Origin of the sequence: Leptothoe sp. PORK10 BA2, from assembly GCF_034932105.1 — a bacterium.
GTDB lineage: Bacteria > Cyanobacteriota > Cyanobacteriia > Phormidesmidales > Phormidesmidaceae > Leptothoe.
Window position 1 is genome coordinate 37,135 of record NZ_JAYGIG010000008.1, and the last position, 21,705, is coordinate 58,839.

Genomic DNA, 21,705 nt, shown 5'->3' on the forward strand with positions numbered 1-21,705 from the left:
CCCCCGCGCTCCCGCCAATAGGTTTCCCCCCCCCTTCGGGACAACGGGGTTGGTGCAACCCTGGGCGAGGGGGACCGAAACCCACCGCCACCATCCCACCCAAGGGAAAGGTAGGCCGAGAAACCGCTCAAACCTAATGGCAGCTGAGAAGTTGTTCTTTTTACAACCCAATGGAGCCCATGACCTCCGTTAATCCATCCGTCAATCAATATCAGTGCCCCGGTTGTAAAGCTGACATGACATTTGACCCAGATTTAGGGCAACTTAAATGCTCCTACTGTGGTCGTGATGAGGTTATGCCTAAGGTCACCGCCACTAAGCTGAGGGCGACCCTACAGGAACATGATTTAGCTACATTTATTCATACCAATCGCACTCAAATTGCTCAGCTGGCAATCACCGCCCAGGCAGTTAACTGCCCTGGCTGTCATGCCACCATTACCTTTGAGCCACCGGATGTAGCTGGGAAATGTCCCTTTTGCACCACGAGCATTGTTACCCAAGAGGCTAAGCCAGCAGACCCCACCTTGGCCCCATCGGGATTGGTGCCTTTTCAGATAGGTCGGAAGGTAGCGCTGCAAAACCTGCGGGATTGGCTGGCGTTTCGGTGGGATGTTAAAGATCTAAAAGCCATTTTTCTGCCAGGACAGCTGAAGCAGCTAGCCCAACAGCAGGCACTGCTCGGTATCTATTTACCATTTTGGACCTATGACGCCCAAACCCAGAGTCACTACAGTGGCGAACGGGGCACCCACTATTACGTCACTCGCAAGACCAAGGATGGGTCCCAACAGGTGCGTAAAACTCGATGGCGATCTACCTCAGGTCATGTGTCACGGTTCTTTGATGATGTATTAGTCCCGGCAACAAGGGCCCTGGACTCGAAAAAGTTGCAGCAGCTTTGGCCCAGCCTACCCGTGTCACAATTGAAACCCTACAGCGCTGAATACCTGGCAGGGTTTCAGGCACAACGCTATGAAATCCCTGTGAAAGAAGGCTATGGGCAAGCTAAGGGCACCATGGAAAACACTATCCGCAGCGATGTGCGCTCCGACATTGGTGGCGATGAACAGCGGATTCATTCGGTCTCGACGGACTACTCGCAGGAAACCTTCAAACATATTTTGCTGCCCGTTTGGATGGCCACCTATCGCTATGGCGGCAAAACCTATCAGGTGCTGATCAATGCCCAAACCGGTGCGGTGATGGGAGAGCGTCCGGTAGCAAAATGGAAGGTGGTCTTGGCGGTTGCGATCGCAGCCATAGTTATCATTACCCTAATTGCAACCGCCACCGGATAACCGCCCAAAATGTTCCTGGCAAACATCTCAAACCCTTTACTCAAGCCTTATCCAAGTTTTCCAAAACAATCGTTGCCGATTCAAAAAATAACCGTTAACATTTGGTTACAAGGCGTTACACGCCTTAACGTTTCGTTAAAAGGACCCACTGAATCATGACAGAAGAAAGCACAAAGTTTGGCTTCACTCAAATCGCTGAAAACTGGAATGGTCGCCTGGCCATGCTAGGTTTCATTATCGGTCTAGCCACTGAGTTTATGACTGGCCAAGGCATCCTTTCCCAACTGGGTTTGATGTAAATCAGCTCCATGTTCAGGGCACTTAATCAGGCCATCTAGACAGAAGCGATATCGCCAATTTTCCAATCATTTTTTATTTACGGTCAAATCGCAATAGAGTTCAGAGAATAGGGGGCGGGCCAAGGTCTGCCCTTTTTTATCACTCTTCCTCCTCCTCTGGCTCGCTCCAAGTGGCTACCGTCTTCAGCACTGGCGGAATCATCTCCTCAGGATGAAACTCCAATACGGTCTCCCGATAGCCCAAGTAGCCCGACTCCGTAAACGACATCAGCAAGCGGGCTAGGGCAATCCATACCGTTTCATCAAATTCCCAATCCTTGTGAAATCCGGCTCGGTCAGCAATGGACTTAAGCGCCCAAAAGTAACTGTTACGCACCATTGACCCCTGCTTCTTATAGGGAGGCACATCATCCTGATGAATAAATAAAACTTGGTTGCTAATCTTTGCTCGCATGGAGATCAATGTTCTACCACTAGATGTTCTACCACTGGTTCCCCACCTTCGCCATGCTTAACGGTACTAATCCCCGGTATGATTTGAGCTGTGGGGAGCAGCAGCAGCCCCAACCCCAAGGGGTGTCTCCTCTACATTAACAACGGTAATTTTTTATTCAAAACCCATGGTGGCGGCTGTTTGCCTGCGTAACGTTCACAAAGTCTATAACAACACCTGTGTGGTTAACGATCTTTCATTAACCATTCAACCGGGTGAAATATTTGGCCTGCTTGGTCCCAACGGTGCAGGCAAATCCACCACAATTCGGATGCTGACCACCCTGACTCGGGCCACCCAAGGAGACATTGTGGTCTCTGGCTATGACGTCTATCGCCAGAAGGAAGAAGTGCGTCGTCAAATTGGGGTGGTGCTCCAACAAACCAGCGTTGATGGGGATCTGTCGGTCTGGGAAAATATGGAATTCCACGGCAGAATGCACCATATTCCCAATCCCCAGCGGCAGCACGACATTGCTCATTGGTTGGCCTATGTGGAACTGTCTGAGCGTCGTGACGATCAGGTCAAAACCCTGTCCGGAGGCACGAAGCGTCGATTACAAATCGCCCGCGCGTTGCTCCATCAGCCCAAGATTCTTTTCCTGGATGAGCCCACGGTCGGGCTGGATCCTCAAACCCGTCGCCGCCTGTGGGAAATTATTCGTGATCTGAATAAACAGCAGGGGGTAACGATACTGCTCACTACCCACTACATGGAAGAAGTGGAATATTTGTGCGATCGCATCGGCATTATGGACCAGGGTCGGCTGATTGAAATGGGGACATTGGAAGAGCTGCGCTCAAACTATGGCAAAGGCATTGTCATGAAACAAACAGACGACCGCTGGAGCTACAATTTCTTCCCCACTCTCCAAGACGCCAACCATTACCTCGATCAGCAACCAGACAAAACCGGTATGATGAGCCGCCCGTCAAACCTAGAGGATATCTTCGTCAAATTGACCGGCCATAACTTGGACTAATCGCCCACCAATTCGTCTTTACTGCCGGTTTTAACTACCGGTTTGCCAGACCGGATTTCAAAACTCGTTTTCAAAACAAAGGGGATAGACCCTAACAGCCCATCCCCCTGATGAATCCAATGACCAATACATACTAAAACAGCGACCCTTCAGCCGACTTAATCCAAATAGCCCATCAGCGCTGCACTATCTTCGTCAATATCATTAGACGCAATAGGGCGATGACCAGGCAACGTATCCAAATCAGAAACCACCAACGTACTCACCGCTACAGGGCGATGACCAGGCAAATGATCCGTACTGGCAATCTCAAAATTATCAGACATGACTGGGCGCACACCAGCAGATGACAAATTATGCACTACATTCATATCACTCATGGTAATCGGACGATTATTAGGTAGAGTGTTCGTCGCAACCACACGACTATTGTCTGCCAACACGATGATATCTGGTTTCTGAGCTTTAACAATGCCGCCACTCTTACTAGCGGAAGACGTCGTAGCCTTCTTCTGGGTATTGCTCGAAGAACTAGATGCCTGAGTTGTGGCTTTAGTGGTTTCCGCTGCGTCGCTGCTCATTACCTTATAACCCCTACTACTAACTGAAGGAATACCTGTGATTCTCGTCTTTGGCCCGTAATTTAGCCCGTCCAAGACCTATCGCCAGAACCTACGATCACCCATGAAAGCCTGTAAATTACCGGGAACAAACCCACAAAATATCAAGGCAGCCCGAATGCTTAGGCGATACACATATCTCAATCTCAATAATTAATTATAAGTTAAAAGACAACCGATTTAGTTTATTAAAGCTAATCAGTCAGATAACCCCACCCTAAGCCAGTTAAGCTCCACCCCCCGCGCAATTGCTAAGACCCGACACCAGAATTCAAATCACGGATTATAATAGAAGTTGCTCCGCAGGTTAATCCTTCGGATTACTCCAAGGGGCTGTAACGGTTTCGACGTTTTGACGAAAGTCGCGTTGTGATACAGGCCGAGAGTGAGTCCACTCTCGTTAATCAAGGCTCAACTAAATACAGATGCAAACAACATCGTACCTTTCGCTCGTAAGCAAGTAGCTGTAGCTGCCGCTTAAACACCTCTCATAGGTTCGAGCGCTTATCGCCTGACTCCGTTAAGGGTGATAAGCCTAACCCCAACGGATGCGTTAGGTTAATTTCTCTGGTGAGAAACCTAACAAAGACCTTTACCAGAGAATCCTACGTCCGGGATAATGGACGGCTCCCGCCTTGAGGGTCAGATAGGCTAAGCCTGTGAATGAATGGCGTGTTATTACTCAGGGCGGACACGGGTTCGACTCCCGTCAGCTCCATTGCAATTTCATACTGACTAAAAGGAACATCCGCCATTCAGCAGATGTTCCTTTTTTATGGGTCCGGCTCGGCACCGGTCATCAGATATAACTATTTTTTTTCTTTAAGCTGAGTGAAGTAATTTTCCAACTTGGGAACAAGAATAGTTGGCAAAAAATAAGGTGATTATACTGAAGGAGTATAGCTTTCAAGTAGAAGAATATAGATGTAAGAAAACTTGAAATTATCACCTTCGATATAAGTTTACAAAGCGCGTTTTCGGGAACTTGTGGTTAGTTATAAGCCACGAGTGATTTTATGCACTTTATTTATGGGTTCTACGCTGCTTTTCACTTACATCTGTCTTTCAATTACCGCGCTCGTTTGTTTTGCTGAGTCACTCGATAATGAAATTTCCCCTTTGGCAGTACCTTCAACAACCGGTCTTTAGCCCTAAGCAAAAGACATTCTTTAATCCGTCAGAGTTTTTGAAAAAACATAATCTTACCCATTTAGAGCGTTGCTGGGAAAAAGAATGTCGACAACCGGGCAAGCTCAACTAACTTTTTCAAACTTTCACTCAAACAGTATCAGTAAATATAAAAACTATTTGTTTGATTTTTAACACTATTGGCTAACCTAGTGTCAAAAAATCATAACAAATTAAACGGGTCTAGAAGCCGTTACATCTGCAGAATATTATGGCGAATGAATGGCTTCTAGATGTAACAACTGTCGCCCTGGGTTAGGGTAATTCATCACCCTAGAAGCGATAAATATAAGCTTTATATCAAAAATTAATCCAGGGTTCTATCAGCTAATTTGCCTGACTAACGTTACTGGCAATTTTCGGGCTAGCTTCACTCCAGTCGGCCAAGGCTTGCTTTGACCACAGCCAGTGGGATGACAAATCGCCAGCCGTCACTTCTTTGCCCTCAGCAGTTTGGACAACATCTCGCCAATGATCAGCTGCAGACGCCAGAAGGGGTAGTTTGTCAGATTCCTTTAAACTCTCTTCAGCCTGCTGATAGTAGGCCATGACCAATCCGATGTGGGCATGGAGTTGAGCCGGTGCAGTTTGAATAGCCGCATTCTGCGACTCTCGATGGAGCGTCAGTGTAGGAATGTCATAGGCTTTGCCCATCTCCAGGGCATCTAGCCAGATATCGATCGCATCTTGGTATCGCTGCTGCTCATAATAGGCAAACCCCAAGGCAACCTGAGCCTCCAGCCAGTTGGGCTTCACATCCAATGCGTCTTGCCATGAACGCATAGCCTCAGCGGGGCCGATAGAGTTATCGACGGATGAACTTTGGTTCATGATGTCCCACTGCAGCTGTCCCTTAGCAAACAACAATGTCGGCTCGTCGTCACTACCCCGTTCATCAATCCAAGCCAGAGCCTTGGTTTGATTACTTGAAACAGCCATTTCACTCAGGGCTTGGGCCATACTTTCAGGATCTCCACTGGCAATGCGGCTAGGGGCTGGCACATCAGATGCCACCTCTGCATTATCAGGGGAGGGAGACGATGGGGAAAATACATTGAGCGGATCGGTGATGCCCACCCCTGCTAACACCACTACGGCAAGCGCCCCTACCCCCATCATGGCCGCTTGCCTACGCTGTCTAACAGCAGCCGTCGATACAGGGCCTCTTGCCAAATCTGCATCAACAGGGTGAGCATCTTCATAAATGGTGGTTGAACTTGGGGAGTCCCCATCCTGCTCTCTGTCTAAGGTTTCAACAATTGGTGGAAGCGCAGGCTTTTTAGGCAGCTGATCATACAAATCGAGACCGGGGGTTTCCAAGGGCTCCGGTATCAGCGACTCATCCACATCCGCCAGCATGACCTTGTCGGGCACTGCTGGTTGGGATAGCTGCTCCACCAGTTCCGTCATGGCCGAGGCATCTTCCTCGTTATAGCTAAGGATTTCCTCCAGTTCTACGGTTTCTACTACGCTGTCTAAATCGACCTGGTCTAAATCGGCATGATCCAGGGCATCCTCCTTAGCCAAGGGTGGGGCCACTGGATTGGTCTGGGCCATCGATGGCGTCTGCCCCAAGGCTGCCAGGGCGGATTCAGACTCAATCAACAACTGGTCCAGGGCGCTATTGTGGGTACCGGGCTTACTGGCCAGATAACCATCGAACCCAGGCTGCATATACAAAATGGGCAGTGCCCAATAGCTATGATGGGAGCCGTGGGCTGAAATCAATCCCTGGCGGGTACGGTTGAGGCACAAATCAATCGGGTTACCCTGCTTGAGATTACGATAGAGCAATTGGGTAAAGGTAATGGCCACATCGTCAGGGATGCGTTCGGCCATGGCAATCACCCCAGGGATGCCCCGATTAACCAAGGCATGGGCCAGGTTCTGCTCATGCCAGCCGACCTCGGACTGGTCACTTTGGGCATAGGCCCCCCGACAGGAGTTTAAAACGGCCAGCTGAACACCGTTGTTGGATAGAAGACCCGCCAGATCTTCACCACTAATCCGCTCAGTCAGGCCCGTCTGACGACTGACCAAGTACAAATCCCCCCCGGAATTCCCCAGATTGCTATGGCCGGCATAATGTAAAGCCTGATAGTGGCCTTGCTCTAGGGCTTGGGTGAGTTCAGCTCGCCCCGGCTGCTCTAAAACCGTTAGCTGTACGTCGAGTTGTTGCTTGGGCAACAGGTCATAGCTGCCCCCAGAGCGCATGGCTGTGGGACATAGCTCATTTTGGAGATGTTTGGCCTCACGGGCAAGTTCTAAGCGGTCTTGATCGTTGGGGGCGGCAATCACCATCAACACCCGCAGGGGTTGATCAAAATCAGGCACCGTCGCCACGGGGCGATCGTACCCCTGACGTCGATCCAGAGGGTAGCGGGAAAAGGTGACATCGGTCCCCGTACCCAAGGGACGATCACCAGCATGCAGGACTTCCCAAGGCAGCTGCTGCAGCTTTTCTCCCTTCAGACCGAGGCGTAGTCGCAGGGGAGAGCGGCGGTTCTGGGCCACCCCCTGGGCTGTGAGCCAGCTATCGCGCAGGGCTTGGTCAAACAGGGCATTGTAAAGGCACTGGCCAAGGCCCAAGAGAGAGGCAACCTGACCATCAGCCCCAAGGGCATCGTCACGCCCTGACCGATAATTAGGTTTGGCAGCCCAGCGTTGACTCGATTCACCCTTGAGGATGCCGAGCAGGGGGTCGTGCATCAGGATGGCTGACTGCTTTAGCCAATCGTCTATGGGCCAGTTAAACTGCTCCTGGGCAAGAGGAACCCCCGGTGCGACCTGCTCCGTACGCACCAAATATCGGTCATTCCCGACCGCTGTAATTGATATGTCAAACTCTTGAAGCACTGTTAGCGAATCGCGTCTCTGCTGTCGCGTCTCTGGTGTTGGTTTAATAGATTGGTTTAAGTGTTATGTGACGGAGTTGTGTGACGGAATTATCTAACGGAACTGTGTAACGGATAGGGCGACCCTAGGACTGCTTATTTTTTCTAGTATCCCCAATACTTCACCATAATGTGTCGGGGTAGATGCAGTTATCTAATTGTCTACATAAATGGGCACCCCACAGGGTAACTTATTCTACGGCCTGATGAACAACCATGGCGGCCCCACCACCCCGACGACTGGGTTCTGCCACTGCTTGGATCGTCCCGTTGGGAAATTTTTCTAGCCCCGTAGCTGCGCCAATTTCATGGGTTAGGCGAAACTGATGTCCCAGTTCCCGGAGGGCATTAGCCTCGTCCGTCCCATCTAGGCTGTGCTCCAGTGTGGTACTACTGCCGTTGCGCTGGGAAAACCGAGGGGCGCTAATGGCCTGGGGCAGGGGCAAGCCAAAGTCAATCAGGTTGGTGGCAATGCCCACGACGGTGGTGATGATGGTGGAACCGCCGGGGCTGCCAAAGGCCAGCACATGCCCATCGGGGGCCAGCGCAATGGTGGGGGCCATACTACTGCGGGGCCGTTTACCAGGTTCGGGGGCATTGGGGTGGGGCAGGGCGGTGTCAAAGTCTGTTAGCTCATTGTTGAGGATAAATCCATAGCCGGGAACGACGATGCCAGAACCACCGGTGGATTCGATGGTTAGGGTATAGGAAACGACGTTACCAAACTGGTCAGCGGTGACTAGGTGGGTGGTGGATAAGCCTTCTTGGCTATTGCCAGCGGCCACGGTGGGAACTTGGGTCAAACTGGGGCTAGGGTCGGTTTGGTGGGGCAGGGGATTGCCTGGGGTAGTACAAGGATCAGTGGCCCGTGCAGGGAGGGAAAAGCTGGCGGTGTAGGTGGGGTTGAGCAGACCGGCGACGGGGGCATCGACATATTCGGGGTCGCCTAGGTAGGTGTTGCGATCGCAAAACGCCAACCTTTCCGCCTCAATCACCCGATGCATTGCCTCACCTCGCTCCAGACTCCCCAGATCGCTACTCTCTAAAATGCCTAAGGTCTGAGCCACCGTAATCCCGCCACTGCTAGGCAGTCCCATGCCATAGAACTTATAGCCGCGATAGTCGCTGACCACCGGCGGGCGCACCCGCACCTCATAGCGATCCAAATCCCCCAGAGTCATAGCCCCAGGCATCACCTTAAATGTGGGCTCGGCAACTACCGGCGGCGACTGCACCGTCGCCACAATCGCCTCAGCAATGTCTCCTCGATAAAAGCTATTCACCCCGTAATCCGCCAGCCCTCGATAGGTGTTAGCCAGATCAGGATTCTTAAACGTTGACCCCACAGCCGACGGTTCGCCCTGGGGCAAATACAACTCACTCGTCGAGGTAAATGCAGCAAACCGTTCCCGATTACGGGCCACCTGCTGGGCAAACGTGTCATCCACCGTAAACCCAAACTCAGCCAAATCTATGGCCCCATGCAGAGCATCGGCCAGGGACAGGGTGCCGTAACGGGACAGGGCGGTTTGCCAATTTAAGGGCGTGCCGGGTACCCCGACCGCTAACCCACTGCTCATGCGATTGGGAAAAAACGGTAGATTACCCCCGGCTGGATCATCTGGATCAAGAAATAGAGCAGGGGTGACCGCCGCCGGAGCTTCTTCCCGACCGTCCAGGGTAATGATGCGGTCCTGATCGTGGAGATAAATCACCATAAAGCCACCACCACCGATGCCAGCAGAGAAGGGGTCAGTCACCCCCAATGCGGCAGCGGTAGCCACGGCGGCATCCACCGCATTACCGCCCTGGTGTAGCACCTCAATGCCAACGCGACTGGCCTCCACATCTACCGAAGCCACGGCACCACCCGAACCGTTGGCGACGGGGACTTTGGCCACAGCCGTATTGGCCACAGCCGACCAGGCGATCAGTCCGGTGGCCAATACGGCGCACAAGGTTGCTAGAAAATAGGATGATTTACGTTTCATGGTTCAGCAATAGCGAGCGGTGATGCGTCAAATCAAAAGAGGGTGAGCAGTGCCCACCCTCCGAAATCTTTTCAACTGATAGGGTCAAGATTGCAAAACCTGTTCTTTACCAGCCGCAGCGGCCTCGGCCACTTCTTTTTCCTTATCCAGACGACGTTTGCGGGCATAGAGCTGAATGGTTGCCAGAAAAGACACTGTCAGCGCCACAATCAGCCATGTGGTGGCCCCGGTGGGGAACTGGCCTTTGAAAATCACCAACATGACGATGATCACCAGCAGCAGCGTTGGCCCTTCATTAAACAAACGCAGGGTTTTACTATTCCACTTACATTCGCCCGCCTCCAGCTGATTGATCATGCGACCGCAGTAGAAATGGTAAAACAACAACAGTCCCACGAAGCCTAACTTGGCATGCATCCAGCCCTGGTGTAGGTAGTCAGGCATGGTGTAGAGCAGCCCCCCCGCCATGGCCACCGTCAACACCATGGCCGGTGTTGTAATAATGCTGTACAGCCGCTTTTCCATAATGCTGTACTGCTTTTTCAAAATGCCCTGGGCGGGTTCCATCTCCATCTCCGCTTCCACGTGATAGATAAACAACCGGGCCAGATAAAAAAGACCTGCAAACCAGGCCACAACACCAAAGATATGAAACGACTTAAACCAGTAGTAGGCCATGGATTTACACGGTGGGAATCAGACTTAATTATTATCCAAGAATTATTCTCCCGTAGATGCCATTGTTTTGACTGTCCCAGCTTTGCTTTGTAACAGCCTTGTAATGATTGGCCGGACCCACCCAACTGACATAATGGCTGTGGCTTTTCATTCAAACTAATCAGCGGACACACCATGCAAGTCGATTGGCAAGCGGTCAAAACCTACGAAGACATTTTTTATCACAAGGCCAACGGCATGGCGAAAATCACCATCAATCGGCCCCACAAGCGCAATGCCTTTCGGCCTAAAACCGTATTTGAGCTATACGATGCTTTTTGCGATGCCCGCGAAGACACGTCCATCGGCGTCATCCTGCTCACCGGGGCCGGTCCCCACACCGATGGCAAGTATGCCTTTTGCTCGGGGGGCGACCAAAGCGTACGGGGGAAAGCGGGCTATGTGGGCGATGACGGTATTCCCCGTTTGAATGTGCTGGACCTGCAGCGGCTGATACGGTCCATGCCTAAGGTGATTATTGCCCTGGTGGCGGGCTATGCCATTGGTGGTGGCCATGTGCTGCATCTGATTTGTGACCTGACCATTGCGGCGGACAATGCCATTTTTGGTCAGACGGGGCCGAAGGTGGGTAGTTTTGATGGGGGCTTTGGGGCTAGCTATCTGGCGCGCATTGTGGGTCAGAAAAAGGCGAGGGAGATTTGGTTTTTGTGTCGGCAGTATGATGCAAACCAGGCGATGGATATGGGGTTGGTGAATCATGTTGTTCCGGTGGATCAGCTGGAGGCGGAAGGGGTGCAGTGGGCGCAGGAGGTATTGCAGAAGAGTCCTACGGCGATTCGGTGTTTGAAGTCGGCGTTTAATGCGGACTGTGATGGGCAGGCAGGGCTACAGGAACTAGCGGGAAACGCTACGCTTTTGTATTACCTAACAGAAGAAGGAGCAGAGGGGAAACAGGCGTTTTTGGAGAAACGTCCGCCGGACTTTAGTCAATATCCTTGGTTGCCTTAAAATTGAAACATTCCTAGTGAGCTTGAGTCACAGGAAAAATCAAATTCACCGCTTATTTAAGAAAGATGTCCAGCACATTATTCCAATATGTCTGAAGCTATTGAATCTTGAACCTTATTTATCAGAGCTGCTGGTGTTAGTTCATGTAATTTATACTGATCTAATGCCTCAGCACGCCACACCACATTCGCAGCCCCAGAAAACGTTTTTCGGCTCTCTCTAATGACTGATAAAGCGTTTTTTGCCCAATCCTGAAAGTCACTCAATGCCCAATAATAGACATTTTTAAGGTGTGGAACTGCGCCTTCATCAGCTTTACGCACTGGCGTCACCAGAATACGAATGATAGTTGCATTCTCTTGAAGCTCAAGCTTGCTACGCAACCAATTAGGATGCGTATGTGCTTGACGCGCTTTATCTACACTCAATTGTGATGTAGCTTTCGCTGAAGAATGATCTTCAAAAGCAAAGCACAACTTATCATCGACTTGCCACCAAGGATCAGGGGCACCGTTTGTTTCACTGTTCCCTGCTTCATAGCCCAACAAATGACCAAGCTCTACGTGAGCGGTTTCAAACTCCGTAGATTTTTCAGAAACTAAACCGTCAAGAATAATACGTTCTTTAGCTTCAAACTTTCTATCATGACGAACGCCTAATTGTTCGAGGACTCGTTCCATCCGTTCAATAATAATTAGTGCTTGAGTATCATCATCATTTTCCTGGGGATCTAGCTCTTGCTGAAAAGACGACAAGGCATTTAACCATGGAAGAGTTGGCGCTCCTTTAGAGGCTTGAGTGTAATAGTCTTTGAACAATAACTGGTATCCATCAACCCCACTCGCATGCCCCATAAACGTAACGCTACCGGCCAGATAATTCCAAAGGGCTCTATACCCTTGTAGAGATGGGTCCTGAATCTTTCCAAGAACTGCACGACAAGCTTCCAATGCGTTAGGAAAGCTACCGTTCCAGAGATGGACTTGATATTTCACTTCATGTTCAACACTGCTCCGCAAATCATCCGTCCCTGGCAGGGCAAGTTGGGACATCTCATTCCTCAAAGACAATATCTCATCATCACCGCCTTCAGCCCATTCTTTGTCATGCTGGAGAAATATGTCGAAATTTTCCAGATAATCCTCTGTCGTTGCCTCTTTAGATTGCTCTTGCCCAAAAAATATTTCAGCTTGTAGTTCTGGGTGAAGATAACGCCTACGATTCTTGTCTAAGAAATAATCAAGTAATTCATCACCTAGGATAACAACCGCTGAATAATCGGTCGGTGAGCGAGTACAACGCCCAATAGCCTGAATCACTCTCGTCAAAATCCGATCATTGAGTAAGGTGATTGCACCCATTCGACTCATGATGAATTTCTCTTGTAGATTCGTTGCTTTAGGTAGTCCCTGTGCAATAAGCAAACGGCATTCATCTTGAGGGAAGTCAATGCCATCGTAACGATTAGCAACAATCGTTACAGCTTGCGCACTCTCGATAAACGGAGATTTAGTTGTTTCAATATCACGTGCATTAAATGTCTTGAACTTGATTTCCTTCTCAACCTGTTCACGGACAGTGTTTGCTAAACCTTCATGAGGGACAAGTACTAAAGAACGGCCTGCATTCTTCATTAATGAAAGCACCAGTGCCTGATTTTCCTGATTTTCCTGATTCGGAAACAGAAAAAATCTTCTACCAATACCTTGGGTATCCCATCCTGAAGGGACTGCTAGTCTCTGAATTTTCTTCCTACCTGTTAAACGTTCTAAATCGCCACCTGAGCCAAGAGTGGCTGACATATATATTCTCTGTTTCGCATTCTGGAATGGAGGGTGACTAAATGTCGGAGGGATTAATGGACGAATGACAATCTCATAGGCAGCAATATAGAGATGACATGCATGTAGGTTATTTCTAATTACTGACCATGAATACCAGATATCAAGATCTTCGCCCTGGAGATGAGTATCAATAATATTGATAAGGTCAGGTGTAATTTCCAAAAAGTGTGGCGTTGGCAGCTTATCAACCCATCCTCTAGTCCAAGCATCTTCCTGAATACCCACCATTTTTTGATAGGAAGTCATTTGAATTAAAGGTTTGAGCAGTGCAGCTAATGCGTCAAACAGGCTCTCATGGCCATCTAAAAAACGCAGTATGCGTAGAGTCCAAAACTCGGCAATATAATTCTCTGACGAATGTGCATCATCAAGGATGATGACTTCCGGATTCTCAAAGTATGGAGCGGTATTAAAAAGACTACTGTAAGAAGTGACTGCTATTGTCTCAGCGCTTTTGTATGCTCTCTTATCGCTTGCACTGTATTGAGATTTAGATCCTGTGAATGCTGTAACCTGAAGACCATATTTATTAGCCGCCTCATTAACTACCTGATGCACAAGCTGGTTAGTTGGACAAACATAAAGAATACGTTCTTCAAATTTGCGTCGCCGCCACTCACCTATCATGAGGCCAACTAACGTTTTGCCACTACCTGTCGGGAGTTGCAGGGCAACGTCTGCTGAGTCCAGAGCTTCATCACAATATTTACGTGTAACGTCTGCCTGGTAGGACAACATTGCCGGATAAACCCTGTTTTTCAGATCGTTAAACAGTTGCTCAGGACTATCCGGGGTACTGGTATTTCGACGTATTTTCTTGAGGGCCATTGATATGCTCTGATGACATCCAGAATTGAGCTACACTGACCAAGTCAGATGAATAGGCAGCAATTCTTATCTGGTATAGCTCATACATTTCAAAACAACCAGTGAATCACACTCAGCTGGAACGCGACGTAACTACTCCCCTGATGCGTTAGCTAGCTCAATCCGAATGTAATTAGTGTGTAGTAGGCCGTCAATTCACTAGACAACTGACAACTACCAGTAAAAATATGCACTCTCTAACTCAATAGCTTACTGATAGATACTGAAATCTCAGGAAAAGCTAGGGGCTTCAGCACACCAGACTCATAAACAGTTTCTGTTTCATATTTATCCCCAACAGGATCACGCAACACCCTCAGCTGCTGTCCCTTCAGATCTAACACCCAATACTCAGGAATCTCAGCCGCCGCATAGATCGCCGCCTTGATCGTCAAATCCTTTTGTAAGCTAGTCCTAGCCACCTCCACCACCCAATAAATATCCTCAGCATAGGGATGGCGTGTATCGTAAGCAGACTCTGGCAACCGCACGATAGCAATATCCGGCTCCGGTTCAGAATCCGCCAGGGTAATGGGGCCATTAAACCGAACATCCGCCTTACCCTGGAGTAACGTCTCTAAGTACCGGGAGTCCCGCTTGGCAACGTTGTAATGTAGCGGTGTTTCCGGTACCTTTTCAATGATTTCTCCTGCCAGTAGTTCCACCTGACGGTTCGCCAAAATGCCCGCTGTTACCATCTGGTGATAGTCACTGACTGACCATTTCGCCAGGGTTTTCATACTAGGGATACTCCCGAGTGGGTGTCTGCATTTTAGCGTTTAGTCAGCTGTCAGTAGCGGGACCTGCTTTATAAAACGAGATAATCTAGCCGGGTGCGGTCTGATGATGCACCGTCTAATATCTGGCTTGACGCATCGATCTGGGCCTGATAATTTACAAACTAAGCAGCTGTCCAAAGTTGCTTTTTCGCACCCAAAAAAATTTAGCTGCGCGAGATGGAAGTGCTACCAACACGACCACCCCGCTAACCCTTCCAACTGACGAACCCAGTTGGTGAGCTGTGAGCATTTTACAGCCACCCTGATTTTAGTTGCAGGGTGGCTAACTTTTTTTGGGGCATTTCCTCCTGTTGTATTGCGGAAAATCCGCGAAGGAAAGCCCCGATGAGTTTCACAGAGTCTACATTGCCGACTGATTTTGACCGACTGCCCACTGGCAGTACGATCCGCCATATTTTGCTAGGGCGACCCAGCGATATTCGCCAGACGATTCACCTGCTGCATAATCTACGCTACGTGGAGACGAGCCAGTGGAGCACACTGATCGAAGTGCCCGATAATCGGTTGATATTGCGGCCCGATGCTGACCAGATGATTAGTATGCTGGTGCGGCGGTTGTAGGGGCTGGCAGAGTGGCGGCTGGTTTAGAGCAAGGCTGCTAGGTGCGATCGCAAACTGTCCTAGAGTCCTAGAGGGTGCGATCGCGCCTAGTAACCCCCAAACCATCGATCCAAACACTACGCCCCCAGAAAACCTGATGCCCAGTATTTCATCGAATAATTAGCGGCTGGTACAACTTACTGCAGATTTTCGTTATGTAGCTCTCAGTTGAGATGTTGATGAACAAAGGTCCAAGCCTCATCTAAGCTTATTCCCTTCCGTTGTGCGATAGATAACGGATGCTCAGACTTCTCTAAGAGAATTAGTGGTCGCAGTTTAACTCTCAGGCATATAAACTTCTGGAAGTATATTTTAAGTTCTAAGCCAGGTAGTATGAAAATTTTTCGCCCAAACGGTTTGAATAGTAATCGAGCTGTCATCGTTTCTCGGCCAAGATCAGGTGATGAATTAAAGACTGATCTTCTAAATCTTCGAGCTGAAGGCGTCGATGTCTTGGTTTCAGCCTTGGGGAAGGATGAAGAAGAGATGCTGGGTTTGGCCGAAGAGAGTCAGATTGCCCATGAATTAGGCATTGAATTTGTTTCTGTTCCCATCACAGATATGAGTGCGCCTGAAGAAATTGAGCAAAAGTTGAAGCTGCTGGTAAGCAAATTAGAAGCAGGCAAAGTGGTTGGAGCCCATTGCCGAATGAGTGCAGGACGTGCCCCAACCATTGTCTCAGCCCTATATCTTCTGCTTGGCAATAGTCTGGATAAAACCCTCGATGCGCTTTCAAATGCTCGTGGTTTCAGGGTTCCAGAAACGCAAAGTCAATTTATGTGGTTAAAGTCGATAGCCACTTCAAATTCCATCAAACAATCCTTGTGACCCCCATCACCACAATTCCTCAGCCAATCTCAGAAACCCCTTAAGCAACGTTCAGTTACTGGTCAGATAGCGTTCAGGTAGCGGCTGCATTCTTGTAATCAATGGAGCAAACACACTTCACTGATTCACCCAGGAGCTTTAACCATGAAACGTACTATCCTTTCCGCCTTAACCGTCCTCGTTGCATCCGCTGCTATTGCCCCCGTTGCCTCCGCCATCGAGCCCGCTAGTTTCAATATCCAGTCTGCTCGCCTCGAAGAGCTGGATAGCCGCAGTAAGAATTCCGTTCACAAGTTACGCATCGACCACCTAAACAATCAGTCCAAGGCTATCGAAGATATCCAAGCCACTCGTCTAGAGGCTCTAGACGCCCGCACCAAAGCTGTCGATAACATCCAAGAAACTCGTTTAAACGCTCTGGATGCCCGCACCAAAGCCGTTGATAATATCCAAGAGACTCGCTTAGAAGCATTGGATGCTCGTACTAAGAACAGCGTTCACAAACTACGCCTCGAATCCCTAAATAGCCCATCCAACGCCGTTGACAATATCCAAGCTGAGCGTTTGAACGGTCTTGATGCCCGTACTAAGTCCGTCGTCCGCTGACAGACTGGGTCCGCTATTAGCGGGGCGTAGGTCGGCTAACCAAGTTTGGGTGCCGAGTGCGTCTCCGTACATCTGTGAAGCTTCATTATCTTTCATGAGGCACCCTTCTCTACTCAGACTCTCCCTTCAACACACACTCCAAGCCTCTGCCTTATCGGCAGAGGCTTTTTTTTGCAAAAAGTTAGGACAAGCAACTCTGAACTCTGGGTCAACCAGAAACTCAAAAGTCTTATGCATCAATACTTTACGACTAGACCAGAAAAAAAAAGCTGGAATACCCTTGACTTTACCGAACGTTCGGTTAATATGATTATAGACACGGAACAAAGGTTACTCACCTAAACGATTGACATTCACCAGCCCATTACATAACCACTGATGCCCCAAGGATCTTTTTCCATGAAACGCACTCTTCTTTCCGCTTTGACCGTTCTCGTTGCTTCCACTGCCATGACAGCCGTTGCTTGCGCTGTCGAACCCACTAGCCTCAATGTCCAGTCCACTCAACTTGAAGAAGGAGACAACATCATGACTGCTGCAACTCAAACCACTACCCAGCCAAACGAAGGGACGTCTATTCGCATTCAGGCGACTCCAGGCAATGAGCAGGCACTAACTGATCTGCTTAGCTCGGCTGCCGCTATCGTGCATGACACTGAGCCGGGCACCCTGCAATGGGTCGCCCAACGGGAGAGTTTCGATACCTTTCGCATCGTTGACTTTTTTGCCGATGAAAATGGTCGCACTGCCCACTTTGCCGGGCAGGTGGCAGCGGCATTGCAACAACAAGCACCTGAACTCGTTCAGTCCGGTTGGGAGCAAGGGGTGGTTGCCAATGTGGAGAACTCACAGGTGTTAGCCTCGGTGGTCCGCGTTGCCGATACTGAGAGTCAACCCCGGTTGGCAAGCTATATCGAACTGACGGCCAAGGAAGGCCAGGCGGAAAACTTGGCGGAATTTTTGACCGGTGGGGCCAAGATTGTTGAAGAGACCGAGCCGGGAACCGTGCTTTGGTATGCCCTGCGCATTGATGAAAACCGCTTTGCTATCTACGACCTATTCGTCGACGAAGACGCTCGGGATGCCCATTTTGGTGGGCTGGTTGCCGCTGCCCTGAAAGACTCTGCCGATGACCTGGTCGATGGCGGCTGGGAGCAAGGCGTCTTGACCAACGTGGTACATTCAGAAGTCTTATCGATTACGTTCTAAGGCACTGATGAGAAAGCCAACCAAAGATAGGGCTCAAATTCTCTGTGAGCTGACCGAGGTGTTCCGGCAAAATGGTTACGACGGCACCACCTTGAGTAAGCTCACAGAGAAAACCGGACTGGAGCGCGCTAGTCTCTATCACTATTTCCCCGGTGGTAAGCGTGCGATGGCCGAGGCGATGCTCACCCAAGTCTTAGATGAGCTGAGTGAGACTGTGTTGGCAGCACTCAATAGTAGTTCTCCTCCAACGCAGCGGCTGACAGCGATGCTTGATGCCACCCATGATTTCTATAACGGTGGCCAGGATCTCTGTTTCGTCAGCATCTTTGCCATTGGTGAAAATAGCGATCACATCACCTCTACCCTTAGACAGGCGGTCATGAGCTGGCTGGATTCGTTGGAAACAACCCTTGGCGATGCGGGTAAACCCGATGCCCGAAGTTTAGCCAACGTGGGGCTGTCCTGCATTCAGGGTGGATTAGTGCTGGCGGGGGTGACGCGCAACTCACAGCCCTTTGTCGATGCGATCTCATTCCTGCGGCAGGCATGGTGTGTGGATTGCGATGACGATTCCACACGCGTTGAGGGGGTGAAGGGGTGAAATTCGATTGTGCGCCTATTAAAAATCGTGGTGAGACCAATAAAGTCTCACCACGATTAATGTGACATGATGTTATTCGATGCGTTCAGTATTTATGCCTTAAACTTGCGCTTCATGGTAGTAACCATGGCACCAACTGCCAACAGACCCAGCATAGAAGCAGGTTCGGGCACATCAGCAGTATCTTCATCAGGTAGATCGGCTAAATCACCAACAGTTGTTCCAGTGCGGAAAATGGTGTACTTCCCTTCGGTATGGGATGCCGTTTTCAACCAGTCAGACTCTTGATCAACGCCATCGATAGTTTTCCAGGGGTTGATACCGTTTTTGCCGATACTGACGGTATCTTGCCACTCTGCACCGTCAATTAGGGATGTTAGTTCATCACTACCGGGTAAGAGGTTTGTGCTTTTATCAGTTAAATAGGGATTATCGTCACCAACAATGTATTCCCAATCATCTGCACCGGATAGCAAGGTTTTACCTGCGATTTCAAATTCCCCAATCCAGGATTCTGCAACGCGACCATCATCCCAGGCAACCAGATAAAGGTAGTCATCATTATTCACTTCAAAGTCCCAGCTTTCAGCTTTGGACCAGTTATAGCCGCCAGAAGAACCACCATCTCCAGTTTCGTTGCGGCCCACAAAGTTTAAGTTGCTGCCGTCTTCATTGCCGTAAAAGAGACCGTAAAAATTATCGGCGGTGACGGTTGCTTTGATGTCAGCTGCATTTGCCTCAACAGCTCCAACGGTTAGGAGACTCGCTGATGCGATCGCGCCTAACATTACCCGTTTAGCCAATACTTTCATAATAATCCCTGAGTAAAAACCAATGCTCTACGTACTAAATATGACCAAGGCCATTAACCAGAGAAACAGGGTGACTAAAATAAGAGGGTTATCTTTATAAAGAACGGGCCAGATTGGGAGCAAGGCCAAGCAATTGCGCTATTTACCGATTCTTTTTCGGTAGCCAGTATCCAATAGCACGTGAATTCTCGAAGAAAAACTGTCAGGGACAGTCGCCGTTTAGCCATGGATCACTGGCTTAGTCCTAAAATGTTGTTGCTATCCTGACAACTACGGATTGCACTGTTGCAGTGATCGTAATCAATTGCGCAATTTCACTCGTAGAAATCGACGTGAAACACTGTGACCTCAGCATCACAGATGTAGGATCTCTAGCCTAATGTCCAATAAACGCTTGCCACCAGTTGCGATCGCGCGCCCTAATACGACACCCCTCCGCCGGTTCCCCATCGGCGGGCGCTAGGCCCAGATCTTGACTCAGAGCATCATCAAACAACGCACGACTGTAGGAATCTTGGCCCGCAGCACGGATCTGATCCGCCGTCAGGTAACGGGCTCCGCGAAAGTCTGCCCCCACCAAATAGGCATTGGCAAAATTAGCCGTTTCCAGATTCGCCTCTCTAAAACAGGCAACCTTCAAATTCGCCCCTTGAAAATTCACCTGGCGCAGGTCCGCCAGCTGAAAGTTCACCCCCTCTAAATTCGTCAGCTCCTGATCATAGTTAGAGAAATCACTACGGTAGAGATTCGCCCCTTCAAAGTAGGCATGGTATAGATTGGCTCCCCTAAAATCAGTCTCTTGTAAACGGGCACCCCCAGGCAGATTGAGATAGCTTAGTTGAGTATCCACCGCCTCAATATTAGACAACAGCTCCTCACGATCATGGAGATACTCGATGGCATTTTTCTTCGTACTACCCACCCGAATATCTGAGGCAACAATGCCCCACTTGTTGTTAAAAATTTGATTCTGACGTTCGCGAAAGCCATAGAGAAACTGAATGGCACTGATTAAAATGGCCAGAGAAGCAAAACTTTGCAGGGTTTGGACCAGTAAATGAAAGCGTTTCGTCGAAGCTGCTATTTTTTCCAGCCAGTCTGGCAGATGTTTGTCGGTAAGGTACAACTCAAACAAACGGTTATATTCGTCGGGACTCAAACCATGGGCAGCTTCAAACGCCTGGGCACGACGGATGCGCTCATATTCGCGATCAAACAATTTCGGAATGTTTGCCAACTGTTCAAAATCATCAAGTAGCTGGTTACGGAGATCGTCTGCCATGGCAAGGAACCAATAACAAGGTGGGCAAGGACCAATGCCATCAGATTGCCCATAATTGAACTAATACAAAGACTCTAGAACAGATCCCGGTCCCAGATAAAGTTTGTAATCCCCCCCGTCGTACACCAAGGCATTCCAGTGAGGAATACCTGCCAAATCTAAATAAAAGGAAATTATCTGGGTCGAAGGTGTGATCGTCTGCATAATCACCCTGCTATTTACCTGTTGTAGTTGCGCTAAAAGTGCTGAAAAAATCGGCACTTGCTCCAAAAAACTCCCCTCCGACGAAGCAATCACTAGATCGGCACTTAGCTGAGGCGGACTGTGAATGTCGCCTAATATCTTTTGAGGCGCTTCCCATTGCAATAATTTGGCAGCTTCCCAGGATGATAATTCAGGCAGTTGATCTAACCCTGGGAACGGAGCCAGGTTTTGAACCTTTTGATAGTCAGCATGTTCTAACCAAACGGCTCCACCATGCAAATAGGCTGGGGGCAGATACTCCTGCCGCAAATGATTAGCCGCATTGGCAATGGTTTCAAATGCGGGCAAAATCAACACTCGCTCACCCAGCTTTCTAATTGAGACCCATCCCTGGGGGCGGCATCCTGGATAGCAGCAGGTTTCACACAATTCAAACTGAAAATTAGCCTGGGCATCTTGCCAGTTCACATACCCCAGGGCATTAATCAAACAAATATCCCCCTGCCATAGCTGGGTGACATTGATCAGCCCTCCATCAGGGTTAGAAAAATTAAATTCAGCGGATTTGACAACTGGTTGCGACAGTTGCCACATGGCA

19 protein-coding genes and 1 other RNA gene are annotated in these 21,705 nt (G+C 49.4%); 10 read left to right on the forward strand and 10 right to left on the reverse strand.

What is annotated here, in order from left to right; all coding sequences use genetic code 11:
- Positions 1 to 236: 236 nt before the first annotated feature.
- Both VB741_RS03845 and VB741_RS03850 read left to right on the forward strand, forming a co-directional pair.
- Positions 237 to 1,301, forward strand: a complete 1,065-nt coding sequence (locus VB741_RS03845) for a hypothetical protein (RefSeq protein WP_323363825.1) — start codon at positions 237 to 239, stop codon at positions 1,299 to 1,301.
- A 155-nt stretch (positions 1,302 to 1,456) separates the two neighbouring features.
- Positions 1,457 to 1,600: a high light inducible protein gene (locus VB741_RS03850; protein ID WP_323363826.1), complete on the forward strand. Its 144-nt coding sequence runs from the start codon at positions 1,457 to 1,459 to the stop codon at positions 1,598 to 1,600.
- Between the two features lie 139 nt (positions 1,601 to 1,739).
- Here VB741_RS03850 and VB741_RS03855 read toward each other — a convergent pair whose 3' ends face one another.
- Positions 1,740 to 2,054, reverse strand: coding sequence for a hypothetical protein (locus VB741_RS03855; protein WP_323363827.1), 315 nt, complete (start codon positions 2,052 to 2,054; stop codon positions 1,740 to 1,742).
- Between the two features lie 166 nt (positions 2,055 to 2,220).
- On the opposite strand from VB741_RS03855, the gene VB741_RS03860 reads away from it, so the two are divergent.
- On the forward strand, positions 2,221 to 3,075 hold the full coding sequence (locus tag VB741_RS03860) for an ABC transporter ATP-binding protein (protein ID WP_323363828.1): 855 nt from the start codon (positions 2,221 to 2,223) through the stop codon (positions 3,073 to 3,075).
- A gap of 158 nt (positions 3,076 to 3,233) precedes the next feature.
- Here VB741_RS03860 and VB741_RS03865 read toward each other — a convergent pair whose 3' ends face one another.
- Positions 3,234 to 3,656, reverse strand: a complete 423-nt coding sequence (locus VB741_RS03865; protein WP_323363829.1) for a hypothetical protein — start codon at positions 3,654 to 3,656, stop codon at positions 3,234 to 3,236.
- A gap of 368 nt (positions 3,657 to 4,024) precedes the next feature.
- Here VB741_RS03865 and ssrA point away from each other — a divergent pair.
- Positions 4,025 to 4,416, forward strand: a transfer-messenger RNA (tmRNA) gene (gene ssrA / locus VB741_RS03870).
- 794 nt (positions 4,417 to 5,210) lie between these two features.
- Here ssrA and VB741_RS03875 read toward each other — a convergent pair.
- The 3 genes from VB741_RS03875 to hemJ all read right to left on the reverse strand — a co-directional run bounded on the left by VB741_RS03875 (position 5,211) and on the right by hemJ (position 10,446).
- Complete coding sequence (locus VB741_RS03875) at positions 5,211 to 7,739, reverse strand: CHAT domain-containing protein (RefSeq protein ID WP_323363830.1); 2,529 nt, start codon at positions 7,737 to 7,739, stop codon at positions 5,211 to 5,213.
- 229 nt (positions 7,740 to 7,968) lie between these two features.
- Entirely contained in the window at positions 7,969 to 9,768 is a 1,800-nt protein-coding gene (ggt, locus tag VB741_RS03880) for a gamma-glutamyltransferase (RefSeq protein WP_323363831.1), read from the reverse strand.
- A gap of 84 nt (positions 9,769 to 9,852) precedes the next feature.
- On the reverse strand, positions 9,853 to 10,446 hold the full coding sequence (hemJ, locus tag VB741_RS03885; protein WP_323363832.1) for a protoporphyrinogen oxidase HemJ: 594 nt from the start codon (positions 10,444 to 10,446) through the stop codon (positions 9,853 to 9,855).
- A gap of 174 nt (positions 10,447 to 10,620) precedes the next feature.
- Between hemJ and menB the strand changes: the two genes are divergently transcribed.
- Complete coding sequence (gene menB / locus VB741_RS03890; RefSeq protein ID WP_323363833.1) at positions 10,621 to 11,454, forward strand: 1,4-dihydroxy-2-naphthoyl-CoA synthase; 834 nt, start codon at positions 10,621 to 10,623, stop codon at positions 11,452 to 11,454.
- A gap of 77 nt (positions 11,455 to 11,531) precedes the next feature.
- Here menB and VB741_RS03895 read toward each other — a convergent pair whose 3' ends face one another.
- Together VB741_RS03895 and VB741_RS03900 are read right to left on the reverse strand one after the other, a co-directional pair.
- Positions 11,532 to 14,126 (reverse strand): DEAD/DEAH box helicase, encoded by a 2,595-nt coding sequence (locus VB741_RS03895; RefSeq protein ID WP_323363834.1) that lies wholly within the window; start codon positions 14,124 to 14,126, stop codon positions 11,532 to 11,534.
- 236 nt (positions 14,127 to 14,362) lie between these two features.
- Positions 14,363 to 14,905 carry a Uma2 family endonuclease gene (locus VB741_RS03900; RefSeq protein ID WP_323363835.1) on the reverse strand — a complete coding sequence of 181 codons (543 nt, stop codon included), beginning with the start codon at positions 14,903 to 14,905 and terminating at the stop codon, positions 14,363 to 14,365.
- 384 nt (positions 14,906 to 15,289) lie between these two features.
- Between VB741_RS03900 and VB741_RS03905 the strand changes: the two genes are divergently transcribed.
- From VB741_RS03905 to VB741_RS03925, 5 genes are all read left to right on the forward strand, one after another.
- Positions 15,290 to 15,526, forward strand: coding sequence for a hypothetical protein (locus VB741_RS03905; RefSeq protein ID WP_323363836.1), 237 nt, complete (start codon positions 15,290 to 15,292; stop codon positions 15,524 to 15,526).
- Positions 15,527 to 15,898: 372 nt separating this feature from the next.
- Positions 15,899 to 16,393, forward strand: coding sequence for a protein-tyrosine phosphatase family protein (locus tag VB741_RS03910; protein ID WP_323363837.1), 495 nt, complete (start codon positions 15,899 to 15,901; stop codon positions 16,391 to 16,393).
- Between the two features lie 144 nt (positions 16,394 to 16,537).
- Positions 16,538 to 16,999: a hypothetical protein gene (locus VB741_RS03915; RefSeq protein ID WP_323363838.1), complete on the forward strand. Its 462-nt coding sequence runs from the start codon at positions 16,538 to 16,540 to the stop codon at positions 16,997 to 16,999.
- A gap of 399 nt (positions 17,000 to 17,398) precedes the next feature.
- Positions 17,399 to 18,208 carry an antibiotic biosynthesis monooxygenase gene (locus VB741_RS03920; RefSeq protein ID WP_323363839.1) on the forward strand — a complete coding sequence of 270 codons (810 nt, stop codon included), beginning with the start codon at positions 17,399 to 17,401 and terminating at the stop codon, positions 18,206 to 18,208.
- 7 nt (positions 18,209 to 18,215) lie between these two features.
- The gene (locus VB741_RS03925; RefSeq protein WP_323363840.1) at positions 18,216 to 18,809 is read left to right on the forward strand and encodes a TetR/AcrR family transcriptional regulator; all 594 of its coding nucleotides are present in this window, start codon (positions 18,216 to 18,218) and stop codon (positions 18,807 to 18,809) included.
- Positions 18,810 to 18,901: 92 nt separating this feature from the next.
- Here the strand turns inward: VB741_RS03925 and VB741_RS03930 are convergent, their stop codons facing one another.
- The 3 genes from VB741_RS03930 to VB741_RS03940 all read right to left on the reverse strand — a co-directional run bounded on the left by VB741_RS03930 (position 18,902) and on the right by VB741_RS03940 (position 21,701).
- The gene (locus VB741_RS03930) at positions 18,902 to 19,621 is read right to left on the reverse strand and encodes a PEP-CTERM sorting domain-containing protein (protein WP_323363841.1); all 720 of its coding nucleotides are present in this window, start codon (positions 19,619 to 19,621) and stop codon (positions 18,902 to 18,904) included.
- A gap of 376 nt (positions 19,622 to 19,997) precedes the next feature.
- Positions 19,998 to 20,903 carry a pentapeptide repeat-containing protein gene (locus VB741_RS03935; protein ID WP_323363842.1) on the reverse strand — a complete coding sequence of 302 codons (906 nt, stop codon included), beginning with the start codon at positions 20,901 to 20,903 and terminating at the stop codon, positions 19,998 to 20,000.
- A 60-nt stretch (positions 20,904 to 20,963) separates the two neighbouring features.
- Positions 20,964 to 21,701, reverse strand: coding sequence for a hypothetical protein (locus tag VB741_RS03940; protein ID WP_323363843.1), 738 nt, complete (start codon positions 21,699 to 21,701; stop codon positions 20,964 to 20,966).
- Positions 21,702 to 21,705 lie beyond the last annotated feature (4 nt).